The sequence below is a fragment of the Clostridium sp. genome (assembly GCF_051654825.1).
Taxonomy (GTDB): domain Bacteria; phylum Bacillota; class Clostridia; order Clostridiales; family Clostridiaceae; genus Clostridium.
On sequence record NZ_JBOFYU010000122.1, the window covers coordinates 1 to 11,783 of the forward strand.

Genomic DNA, 11,783 nt, shown 5'->3' on the forward strand with positions numbered 1-11,783 from the left:
TTTATTACTCTATCAGCCATATAATCAGATACTAATACAGCATCCCACTTTGTTTTTCCAGATGTTAATTCTATATACATCTTTTCCATTGTGTCAAAAGTTACTTCGTTTACCTTTATGTTATATTCATTTTCAAATTCCTTTAGTAATCCTTCTGCAATGTTTTCTCCATAGTTTAAAATATTAATTGTTTTCTTTTCACTTTTTGATGTACATCCCGCAAAAAGTGAAAAAGTTAAAATAATGCTAAATAATAAAGCACTAATTCTCTTTAAGTTTTTCATTTCTTCTCTCCTCTTTAAAGTAAATATTTAATATGTATATTATATATCCATTTATACATATTGCAAGAAAGTATTAGTAATATATTACTTTATATACCATTTAAAGCTTAAATTTCGATTAATTTTGCCGTTACACCTGATATATTATTTAACTCATCACTTAATTTTTTTATTTCTTCTTTTTCTTCATGTAATAAATTTAAAATAACTAACCCTGAATTTGAGCAAGTATTTTTACTTGTTTCATGTAATCCTAATCTTGTTTGAATTATACACCCATATTTAGTTAAAATATCTTGAACCCTTGGTGCTGCTGCATCTCTTGGATCAATTTTTATTGCCATTATTGTAAACATAAAATTCTCTCCTCTTATATATATTTCACTTTTATCTTATCCCCATCCCCCTATATTTATTCACTTTTATTTTACAAATAAAAAAATCGAATAAATATTTCATATACTTAAATAGCACAGTAGAATTTTCTTTTAAAAAGTATACTATATTGTATACATATAATTTACAGAGGAGATTTTTTAAATGAGTAGAGAATGGTAGAGTTTAAATCTTATCTCTTTCACTTTACAATTATTAACTCTTGAATGACAAACGTATGTTCTGTATAATATATTATATATTAATACGTAAATAAGTAAGGTGATTATATTGGATATAAATGAAAAGCTACGGATTCTTTCTGCTGCTGCTAAATATGATGTTTCTTGTTCTTCTTCAGGATCTAAAAGAAAAAATAAATCTGATGGATTAGGAGATGCTTCAAATAGCGGTATTTGTCATAGCTTTACCCCTGATGGTAGATGTGTGTCTCTTTTAAAAATTTTATTAACTAATTATTGTATTTATGATTGTAAATATTGCGTAAATGCTTCTACTAAAGATGTTCCAAGAGCTGCATTTACTCCCGATGAAGTTATTAGTCTTACTATAAATTTTTATAAGAGAAATTATATTGAGGGCTTATTTTTAAGCTCTGCTGTTTTTAAAAACCCTAATTATACTATGGAACTATTATTACAAGTAGTAAAAAAGCTTAGACTTGAAGAAAACTTTAATGGATATATTCATTTAAAGGCTATTCCTGGAGCAGATGAAAGACTTATAACTGAAGCTGGAAAATATGTTGATAGAATGAGTGTTAATATTGAACTTCCTTCTTCAGATAGCTTAAAACTTTTAGCTCCTCAAAAGAAAAAAGAAAATATCTTAGCTCCTATGAATACTATTAAAAATTCAATTCTAGAGCATAAGGATTTAAAAAAGAAAATAAGGTCTACACCTCTCTTTGTTCCTGGAGGACAAAGCACTCAACTTATAGTTGGAGCAACACCAGAAAGTGATTTTAAGATTCTTAATTTATCACAAAATCTTTATGATAGATATAAACTTAAAAGAGTTTATTATTCTGCTTATGTTCCTGTTATAAAGGATACTAAAGTTCTCCCTGATATTACTCATCCTCCTTTAGTTAGAGAGCATAGACTTTATCAAGCTGATTGGTTATTAAGATTTTATGGCTTTAGGGCAAATGAATTATTAAAAGACCCTAATGAAAGTTTTGATTTAAACTTTGACCCAAAGACTTCTTGGGCATTAAATAATATAAATTTCTTTCCTGTTGAAGTTAATAAAGCTTCCTATGATATGCTTTTAAGAATTCCTGGAATAGGAGTAAAATCAGCTAAAAGAATAATGACTACTAGAAGAGTTCACTCTCTATCCTTTGAGAACTTAAAAACTCTTGGTATTGTATTAAAAAGAGCTCAATATTTTATAACATGTAAGGGTAAGTACTATGGTGATGTTAAATTTGATGATGAAAAAATTAGAAATAGGCTTTTATATTCTGATAGACCTGCTTTAGAAAAGCAAAATTCAGAGCAATTATCATTTTTTGATGATAATTTATCCAAAACAGAAAGTGGCATTATATTAAGCTCACCTAAAAAAATACTATTACCTAAGGATAAGATTACCTCCTTAACTGGAGAGTTTTAATTTATGGAGAATATATTATGTTAGTTTATATATATGATGGATCATTTGAAGGCTTACTAACTTCCATTTATGATGGATTTTATTCAAAGGTTCCACCAAGTAAAATATGTACAAAAGATGAGTTTGAAGCTGATCTCTTATCTGAAATAATTAATATTGATACAAATAAAGAAAAGGCTCAAAAGGTTCAGTTAGCTATTTCTAGTAAAATAGATCCCTTATGTTTAAATAAAATATATAAGATTTACTTATCAAACTATACTGATAAAGGAATTATTTGTTTTAAATATTTAAAGCTTGCTTTTAAACTAGGTTCAAATGTGCACAATCATCTTCATTTAGAACTAGTTAAAAATGTTGACTTAATAAATAAAAGAGTTTCCTTAGAAGCCCATAGATTTACTGGCTTTGTTAGGTTTAATTCAATAAATGATAATTTTTTATACGCTTCAATAGAACCTGATAATGATATACTTCAGCTTATTTCAGATCATTTTCAAAGACGTTTTTCTAATGAAAATTGGATAATACATGATGTTAATAGACAAATTGCTTCTATTTACAATAAAATTTCCTGGGAAATAGTCGAAATGTCTAGAGAAGATTATTTATTGCTATCAAAACATACTGATGATTTTTCTGATCTTTGGAAGGATTATTTTACTTCTACTACTATAAAAGAAAGATTAAATCCTAAACTTCAAAAAAGAAGTATGCCTAAACGTTATTGGAAGCACCTAACTGAAACTAAATAAATAAAAAATCGCTAAACTTATTAAGTTTAGCGATTTTTATATATATTTATTGCTATTATACTGTTGCAATAGCCTCTATTTCGATTATTGAATCCTTTGGTAATCTTGCTACCTCTACACAGCTTCTTGCTGGTGGATTTTCTTTAAAGTATTCAGCATAAACCTCATTTACTGCTGCAAAATCATTCATATCCTTTACGAATACCCCTACCTTTACAACTTTATCTAAGCTACTTCCTGCTGCCGCTAAAACACCTTTTACATTTTCTAAAGATTGCTTTGTTGCAGCTTTTATTTCTGTAACTAGTTCTCCTGTCTCTGGATTTAATGGTATTTGCCCTGATGTAAATACCATATTGCCTATTTTAATCCCTTGAGAATAAGGTCCTATGGCTTGTGGTGCATTTTGTGTAGAAATTATTTCTTTGTTCATCTTTATCATCCTTTCTAAAGTTCTTGTATATTAATTTAATTTTAACCAATACTAATTACAAATAATCTAATTATGGAGGAATTAATATGGTTAAGAAAACTTCTAAAACAAATACTAAAATAAACAACAAGTATTATCAAAATAATTCTCCCAAAGCTAACGATGGTATCTTTATAGATAATGATCCTAAAGATAATTATTCTACTGAAGGTTCTGTTCGATATGGAGAAGAAGCTGATAATTGTGACCTTTAAACTCGTCCTCCACAAATTTTGATATCAGAAAGATTTCAAAGAAACTTATTTCGAAGGTCCATTAATCTCCACATGAAATCTCTCTAATATCTTTTAACTTCCTTATTAAAGCAAGTATTCTGCATATACTTGCTTTAATTTTTCAAGAAAATCTTATTATATTTAAAGTTAATAATTGAATTTTTTTCCAATTATATCTTATACATTAACTATACAATCTTTTTTACTTTATTGCAATAAGGATTATCGCATAATAATAGATAAATTATGTAATTTCTATTTAAGATTCCATATTTTAGTGATAGAATAATATATAATAAAATTGATTGGGGGCTTTTAAAATGGACAAAAATGTTAATATCGATTGGAATAATCTAGGGTTTAATTATATTAAAACTGATTATAGATATATTTCAATTTGGAAAGACGGTAATTGGGATGAAGGTAAGCTAGTTGAAGATAATATGCTTAGCATAAGTGAAGCTTCTACTGCACTTCATTATGGTCAACAATGCTTTGAGGGGCTAAAAGCATATAGAAGAAAGGATGGTAAAATCCAATTATTTAGAGTAGATAGAAATGCTAAAAGAATGAATGAAAGTAATGATAAGTTGCTAATGCCTAGAATTCCTGTAGAGAAATTTATAGATGCATGTAAACAAGTTGTACAGGCTAATGAAGCTTATGTTCCGCCTTATGGTACTGGTGCAACACTTTATTTAAGACCTTTTATGATTGGCGTTGGTAATAATATAGGTGTTAAACCTGCATCTGAATATATATTTTGTGTTTTTGCAATACCTGTTGGAGCATATTTTAAGGATGGATTAACTCCTTGTAACTTTATGATTGCAGATTATGATAGAGCTGCTCCTTATGGAACTGGAGGACAAAAAGTTGGTGGAAACTATGCAGCATCTTTACATCCTCATAAAATTGCAGCTGATAGAGGTTTTGCAGACTGTATTTACTTAGATCCTGCTACACATACTAAAATTGAAGAAGTAGGGGCAGCAAACTTTTTCGGAATAACTAAATCTGGTGAGTTTATTACACCTAAATCACCATCTATTCTTCCTAGTATAACTAAATATTCTCTTATGGAAATAGCTGAGAAGTATTTAAATATGCCAGTAATTGAAAGAGACGTTTTAGTCCATAACTTAGATGAATTTAAAGAAGCAGGTGCATGTGGAACTGCTGCTGTTATAACTCCAATTGGAGGTATTGAGTATAAAAATGAAATGCATGTATTCCATAGTCAAACTGAAGTAGGTCCAACTATAAAGGAATTATATAGAATTCTTTGTGGAATACAAGTAGGTGATATAGAGGCTCCTGATGGGTGGATATTTGAAGTATAAAATTAAGGCTAGATTTTCTTATTTGAAAATCTAGCCTTTTTTAAAAACTCTATTATTAAATTTATATAATATATAAATTATTTCTTATCTTTGTTTCCACTTGTAATAAAGTAATATGGTAAACCAAGGAATAATATTCCTCCAACAAAGTTACCTAATGATACTATTATTATGTTATAAGCATATCCACCTAATGTAATAGTTGATGGATCAATTAAGTATCCCATTGCTAAGAATCCCATATTGGCAACACTATGCTCAAATCCTGCAGTTATAAATGTGAATAAACACCAGAATATCATTAATATCTTAGCTGTTTCTTCTTTTAACTTATAGCACATCCATACTGCTAAACATACAAGTATATTACATAATATACCTCTTATAAATAATTGCCCTGCCGGAGCACTTATTTTTGCATAAGCATTACTAACTATAAATTCTCCAATATACTCACTTTTTCCTGATGCTAAACCAGCTTGTACAAATAATACACCGCCTAAAACACCACCAAGTATATTTCCAATCCAGCTTCCTATCCAAATCTTTAATGCATCCATCCATGAAACTGTTTTTTCTAAAGCACCCATTGTCATTATCATAGCATTACTTGTGAATAAATCTCCACCTGCCATTAATACTAAGCTTAATGCAACACCAAATGATGCTCCCATTAATATTTTGTAAGTTTCTACACCTGCATGATGCATAATTCCACCAATTGAATAAATAAGCATAATACCTAAACTAACAAATAAACTTCCTAACATAGCACTTACTATGTATCTTGTTTTGCTTCTGTTGAATAATCCTGATTTTACCTCAGCTGAATGAGCTAAGTTATGAATTTCATTACTATACATTTTGCACCACCTACATTATTTTTATTGTTATTTTTTTAACAATAACTCCCCTTAAGTTATAAACTTTATAACTCATACTTATATATAATACATCTAAATCATATATTTTTCAATTATTTTTCCAATAATAATCAATTCTTTTAAAAACAGTAAAGATATTTATTTAACATATTTAAAAGTATCAACGTTAAATACTAATTATTCAACTTTTTCCTTTCCTATGTTTAAATTAATTACTTCCTCTGTACTTAAATCATATTCCAATTCATATGACCCTCTAATAGATACCCCATATTGATTTTTTCCTGTGTATCTACCTTTTACAGTTAATTTTGTTTTATCTTCATTATAAGCAGATTTTGTTCCTATAAAATTCTTTGGAGTAGATTCAATGTTTTCCTTAACATACTTCCTTGCTAATTTTTCATATTGTTCTTTTTCCTTTACTTCTCTTTCACTATTATATTTAATTATTTCATCTTCACTTATAGTATATCTCTCTATCTGATCATTAGTTAATATACCTGAACTTTTAATGTCTTTACCATCTTTTATATCTTTTTCAAATTTTGACTTAGCATCTAATACACTTGCTCTTTTTTCTTCCTCTGACCCTTCTCCTTCTAAAATAAATTCTTGTTTTTGCTGTTCAAGTACCCTTTTACTATATTCAATTGATGATTTAATAAAATTTATTGGTACAACAATTAATAAAACTATTGCAGCTATTATTGCTAGCACATTTTTTATGTCTTTATAAAATCCACTAATACCTATGTATTTTTTTTTCTCTTTAAAAATATAAGCTACTACAACTATACTTGAAGCTATCCATAATATAAATCCTCCAATATATATTGCTAAACAAACTGCACCTATTCCAACTATAAGTTTACCTACATCCTTTTTCACCTTCTAAAACTTCCCCCTTTTATATTATTCAGATTCATTCTACTATAAATATCAAATTTATACAATTTAAAGATATATAAGAAAAAAATCACATTGTAATTACTATTTATTACAATATAATTACACATGTGATTTTATATTTCATTTTAACAATTATTTATAATAATTTTTTTATATTATTTATATAAATTTCTCTAACACCAGCATATTCAATTAATGGCTTTAAGCTTAATTCTACATTTATTCCTGAATCTCTTAGGGTACTATACCAAGAACGCTCTTCCCCAGCTATATCCTTTTTAGCATGATTACCTGGAAGTATTAATAAAGACATTAGAATTACATCATCTATATTATCTTTTCTTAATCTATTTAATACAGATTCCTTTGTTCTTTCACCCTCTAAAGTCCCAATATACACATTATTATATCCTTCATTTTTAAAGGCTTCTTCTAAAATATAATATACTTCACTGGTTATTGTCTTAGATCCATGACCAACAAATACTATATTTTTATTTTGAGGAATCTGCTCCATTATTGCATTAACAAGACTTTTGCAAGCCTCCTTTAATTCCTCACCCATATATCCTAAAATACTTTTTCCTATTTTAATTTTATGGAATGAATAATAATACTCATTAACTGTTTTTTCTATTGAAGCATATTCCCCACCATCCATTACATGAAGTGGTTGAACTATTACTTCAGTATATCCATCATTATTTAAATTAAACAAAACCTCTTCAAGTCTAGGTATTGAAATACCTTCTGTTGCCTTTAATATATTTACTAATACTTTTGATGTAAAAGCTCTAATTACTTTATATTTATTTCCTACGGTTTCTCTTATTTGATTTTCTATTAAATCTAGCTTTTTAATTGCTTCTAAATTTGCTGTTCCAAAAGAAACAACTACTATAGCTTTTGACATAATTTAAACCTCTCTTTTATACTTTATAAATTAAATTCTCTAAATGCATTTAGGAATTTATCTATTTGCTCTTCTGTATGCTTTGTAGATAAAAATAAGGCTTCAAATTGTGATGGTGGTAAATTAAACCCTTTGCTTAACATATGAAGGAAATACTTCTTAAATGTTTCAACATTGCACTTTTTAACATCTTCATAACTTTTTACTTCCTTTAAATCTGTAAAGAAGATAGTCATCATTCCACCATATCTATTAATTGTCATTGGAATATTTTTTTCCTTACTTATTTCTAACATTCCTTTTTCTAACTTTTCACCAATTTCATTTATATGATTATAATAATCATCTTTATTGTTTTTTAATTTATTTAATGTTGCAAGTCCTGCTGCCATTACTACAGGATTTCCTGACATTGTTCCTGCTTGATAAACTCCGCCTAAAGGTGAAAGGCTCTCCATGATTTCTTTCTTTCCACCATAAGCTCCACAAGGTAACCCTCCACCCATTATTTTTGCATATGTTACTAAATCTGGCTTAATGCTAAATAATGTTTGAGCACCTTTAAAATCAACTCTAAATCCACTCATAACTTCATCAAAAATTAAAAGTGCACCATATTTATCACATAGTTCTCTTAATTTAATCATAAAGCTATCTTCTGCCTTTATAACACCCATATTTCCTGCAACAGGTTCAATTATAATAGCTGCTATATCTTCACCATATTCATTGAATAGTGCTTCTACCTGATTTGCATCATTATAAACACCTATCAATGTATTTTTTATACTATCCTTTGGTACTCCTAAACATCCTGGTATCCCTTCTGTTAATACTCCTGATCCTGCTTCTACTAAAAATCCATCAAAATGCCCATGATAACAACCTGCAAACTTTATAACCTTATCTTTTTTAGTCCATCCTCTTGCAAGCTTAATTGCGCTCATAGTAGCTTCTGTTCCTGAGTTAACCATTCTAACCATTTCTATATTATCTAGATTCTCACATAAAAACTTTGCCATTAGAAGTTCTAATTCTGTTGGAGCTCCAAATGCTATTGCACTTTGTGATATTTCTCTTATACAAGTAACTACTTCATCATCACAATGTCCTAATATCATAGGTCCCCATGCTAAAACAAAATCTATATATTCCTTTCCCTCTTCATCCTTAATTATTACGCCCTTACCACTTCTAATAATTGGAGGATTTACTCCCATATCTTTAAATGCTCTTACTGGAGAATTTACTCCTCCTGGCATATATTTATTAGATTCATGAAATATAACTGCATTTTTCATATTAATCCTCCTTCAGCCATCTTGAAGCTTCTAATGCATAATAAGTTATTATCATATCTGCTCCTGCTCTTTTCATAGATAATAACATCTCAAGAGCTACTGCCTTTTCATTTATTAAGCCTGCATTAGCTGCTGCTTTTACCATTGCAAATTCACCACTTACATTATAAGCACATATTGGCACATTTACTCTTTCCTTTGCTCCTTTAACTATATCTAAATATGACATAGCAGGTTTAATCATTATTACATCTGCACCTTCTTCAATATCCATATCAACTTCTCTTAATGCTTCTTTTCCATTTGCAGGGTCCATTTGATATGTTCTTCTATCTCCAAACTGTGGTGCTGAATGAGCTGCTTCTCTAAATGGTCCATAAAATGCTGAGCAATATTTAGCAGAGTAACTCATTATAGATACATATTCATATCCTTTTTCATCTAAAGCATTTCTCATATATCCAACTCTACCATCCATCATATCTGATGGTGCTACCATATTTGCTCCAGCTTTTGCATGTGATACGGCTATCCATCCTAATCTTTCTATAGTTGAATCATTATGAACTATTTCACCTTCTAATATCCCACAGTGACCATGTGTAGTATATTGGCACATACAAACATCTGTAATTATATAAATATCCTTAGATATACTTCTTATTTTTCTTATAGCTCTTTGAACTATTCCATCATCACTATAAGCTTCAGAACCATATTCATCCTTTTTATCTGGAATTCCAAATAATATTATGCTTTTTATTCCTACTTCTTCTATTTCTCTTATTGCTTCATCTAATTTATCTACTGACCAATGATAATTTCCTTGAATTGTAGCTATTTCTTTTTTTATATTGCTTCCCTCTACTACAAAAAGAGGATAAATAAAATCATTGATAGTTAAAGTATTTTCTCTCACTAAATCTCTTATTGAAGAGCTGACTCTTAACCTTCTACCCCTATTTATCATAAAATCCACCTAACTTCCATTAATATTAAATTAAAATATATCTCTAAACTTTTTTAATTATTTATACAATAATTAAAAATTACTTTTATATAGTTCTACTATTTCACTTAAAAATCCATCTTCTGAATGTTTCTTACACATATGGCTTTCAATATTTTTTTCACTTAATGCCTTATAAGTTTGAGGCCCTATAGCTATATTTCTTTTTTCTCTTATTTTTTCTATACCAAACATATCTACCATATTTTTCACTGTACTAGGGCTAGTATATAAGATTATATCTACTTCATCAAATACTCTCTTATTTTTAACTTCTCCACAAACAGTATTATATGTATGAACTCTATCTACTTGTAAACCTAGTTTTTCCATTTTATCCTTTAAGTATTCTCTACTTGATGATGAACATGGTAATAATGCTTTTTCTCCTTCTTTTAAATGTGGCTCTAATGCTTTAAACAAACCTTCACCAACAAATTCACGAGCCATAACAAAGGCTTGAATTCCCCTTTTTTCTAAAGCTTTTTTAGTAGCCTTTCCTACTACTGAAAATTTAGCTTTTATATTTCTAATATCAATTCTATTTTCTATTACAAAGTCAAAAAACATATTAACTCCATTAACTGAGGTTAATAATATATGATCATAAACATCTAACTTATCTACATAAGGTCCTAAATTTTCTTTAGTTTCTTCTATTTTTATAGAGTTGATTTCAGTAACTTCTGCTCCTAATTCTCTCAGCTTATTTTTAAGATTTGAAGCTTGCTCTCTTGACCTAGTTACACAAATATTAGTTCCAAATAAAGGCTTTTCCTCATACCAAGATAATTTATCATTTAAAGTTACAACTTCACCTACAACAATAATACAAGGTGATTCAAGTGCTGCTTCCTTTACTTTTTCACTTATATTTTCTAAAGTTCCTATTACCTTTTTTTGCTTAGATGATGTTCCCCTCATTACTACAGCTGATGGTGTACTTTTATCTTTCCCATTATTAATTAAGTTTTCAACTATTTTATCTAGATTATTTAATCCCATCATAAAAACTAATGTACCTTTTTCATTAGCTAATGCTGACCAATTAATATTTTGTACTCCAGCTGTCATTCCAGTAACTATATGAAAGCTTTGAGCCATCCCTCTTTGCGTAATTGGAATTCCTGCATAGTTTAATACTGATATAGGTGAAGTTACTCCTGGAATAACTTCAAATTCTATTTCTTCTTCCACTAATGAAAGAACTTCTTCTCCACCTCTACCAAAAACATATGGGTCTCCCCCCTTAATTCTTCCAACTATGTGCCCATCCTTTGCAAGCTTAACTATCATTTGATTTATTTCTTCTTGTGTTTTATAATGGCACCCAGGCTCTTTTCCACAATAATATACTTCACACTCTTCTGAAAGATAATTAAGTATATTATTTGATACTAATCTGTCATAAAGAACTGCTGTACATTGTTCTAACTTTCTTACAGCCTTTAAAGTTAAAAGTTCTTCATCTCCTGGTCCTGTTCCAATTATGTAAACTTTGCTCATAAAGCATCCCCCTAACCTCTTAGTATTTTTTCTGCTAACTTTATTCCAAGTTCTATATTTTCTTCTTTACTTCCTATTATATCTTTTTTTATTATTTTTCCATTTACCATAAATGTTCCCATCATATACAAGTCATTTCCTATTATCTCAGA

General features: G+C 28.7%; 12 protein-coding genes and 1 pseudogene. 4 read left to right on the forward strand and 9 right to left on the reverse strand.

Features of this window, described 5'->3' with window-relative positions; all coding sequences use genetic code 11:
* Both ACRDBA_RS07500 and ACRDBA_RS07505 read right to left on the reverse strand, forming a co-directional pair.
* Window positions 1–284 (reverse strand): annotated as a pseudogene (locus ACRDBA_RS07500) (spermidine/putrescine ABC transporter substrate-binding protein); the annotation flags it as partial.
* A 107-nt stretch (window positions 285–391) separates the two neighbouring features.
* Entirely contained in the window at window positions 392–640 is a 249-nt protein-coding gene (locus tag ACRDBA_RS07505; protein WP_438572305.1) for a hypothetical protein, read from the reverse strand.
* Between the two features lie 310 nt (window positions 641–950).
* Between ACRDBA_RS07505 and ACRDBA_RS07510 the strand changes: the two genes are divergently transcribed.
* Together ACRDBA_RS07510 and ACRDBA_RS07515 are read left to right on the forward strand one after the other, a co-directional pair.
* Window positions 951–2,300 (forward strand): putative DNA modification/repair radical SAM protein, encoded by a 1,350-nt coding sequence (locus ACRDBA_RS07510; RefSeq protein WP_438572306.1) that lies wholly within the window; start codon window positions 951–953, stop codon window positions 2,298–2,300.
* A gap of 17 nt (window positions 2,301–2,317) precedes the next feature.
* Window positions 2,318–3,055 carry a TIGR03915 family putative DNA repair protein gene (locus ACRDBA_RS07515; protein WP_438572307.1) on the forward strand — a complete coding sequence of 246 codons (738 nt, stop codon included), beginning with the start codon at window positions 2,318–2,320 and terminating at the stop codon, window positions 3,053–3,055.
* A gap of 55 nt (window positions 3,056–3,110) precedes the next feature.
* On the opposite strand, the gene ACRDBA_RS07520 is transcribed toward ACRDBA_RS07515, so the two are convergent.
* Complete coding sequence (locus ACRDBA_RS07520; protein WP_438572308.1) at window positions 3,111–3,488, reverse strand: RidA family protein; 378 nt, start codon at window positions 3,486–3,488, stop codon at window positions 3,111–3,113.
* Window positions 3,489–3,574: 86 nt separating this feature from the next.
* Here ACRDBA_RS07520 and ACRDBA_RS07525 point away from each other — a divergent pair, with 86 nt between their 5' ends.
* Together ACRDBA_RS07525 and ACRDBA_RS07530 are read left to right on the forward strand one after the other, a co-directional pair.
* On the forward strand, window positions 3,575–3,742 hold the full coding sequence (locus tag ACRDBA_RS07525; protein WP_438572309.1) for a hypothetical protein: 168 nt from the start codon (window positions 3,575–3,577) through the stop codon (window positions 3,740–3,742).
* Between the two features lie 341 nt (window positions 3,743–4,083).
* Window positions 4,084–5,106: a branched-chain amino acid aminotransferase gene (locus ACRDBA_RS07530; protein ID WP_438572310.1), complete on the forward strand. Its 1,023-nt coding sequence runs from the start codon at window positions 4,084–4,086 to the stop codon at window positions 5,104–5,106.
* 77 nt (window positions 5,107–5,183) lie between these two features.
* Here the strand turns inward: ACRDBA_RS07530 and ACRDBA_RS07535 are convergent, their stop codons facing one another.
* The 6 genes from ACRDBA_RS07535 to cobA form a co-directional block, all read right to left on the reverse strand.
* On the reverse strand, window positions 5,184–5,969 hold the full coding sequence (locus ACRDBA_RS07535) for a formate/nitrite transporter family protein (protein ID WP_438572311.1): 786 nt from the start codon (window positions 5,967–5,969) through the stop codon (window positions 5,184–5,186).
* Between the two features lie 198 nt (window positions 5,970–6,167).
* Window positions 6,168–6,881, reverse strand: coding sequence for a hypothetical protein (locus ACRDBA_RS07540; protein ID WP_438572312.1), 714 nt, complete (start codon window positions 6,879–6,881; stop codon window positions 6,168–6,170).
* A 157-nt stretch (window positions 6,882–7,038) separates the two neighbouring features.
* Window positions 7,039–7,815 carry a sirohydrochlorin cobaltochelatase gene (locus ACRDBA_RS07545; RefSeq protein ID WP_438572313.1) on the reverse strand — a complete coding sequence of 259 codons (777 nt, stop codon included), beginning with the start codon at window positions 7,813–7,815 and terminating at the stop codon, window positions 7,039–7,041.
* Window positions 7,816–7,838: 23 nt separating this feature from the next.
* On the reverse strand, window positions 7,839–9,116 hold the full coding sequence (hemL, locus tag ACRDBA_RS07550; RefSeq protein ID WP_438572314.1) for a glutamate-1-semialdehyde 2,1-aminomutase: 1,278 nt from the start codon (window positions 9,114–9,116) through the stop codon (window positions 7,839–7,841).
* A 1-nt stretch (window position 9,117) separates the two neighbouring features.
* Window positions 9,118–10,086, reverse strand: a complete 969-nt coding sequence (gene hemB, locus ACRDBA_RS07555; RefSeq protein ID WP_438572315.1) for a porphobilinogen synthase — start codon at window positions 10,084–10,086, stop codon at window positions 9,118–9,120.
* Window positions 10,087–10,158: 72 nt separating this feature from the next.
* Window positions 10,159–11,631, reverse strand: coding sequence for a uroporphyrinogen-III C-methyltransferase (gene cobA / locus ACRDBA_RS07560; protein WP_438572316.1), 1,473 nt, complete (start codon window positions 11,629–11,631; stop codon window positions 10,159–10,161).
* Window positions 11,632–11,783 lie beyond the last annotated feature (152 nt).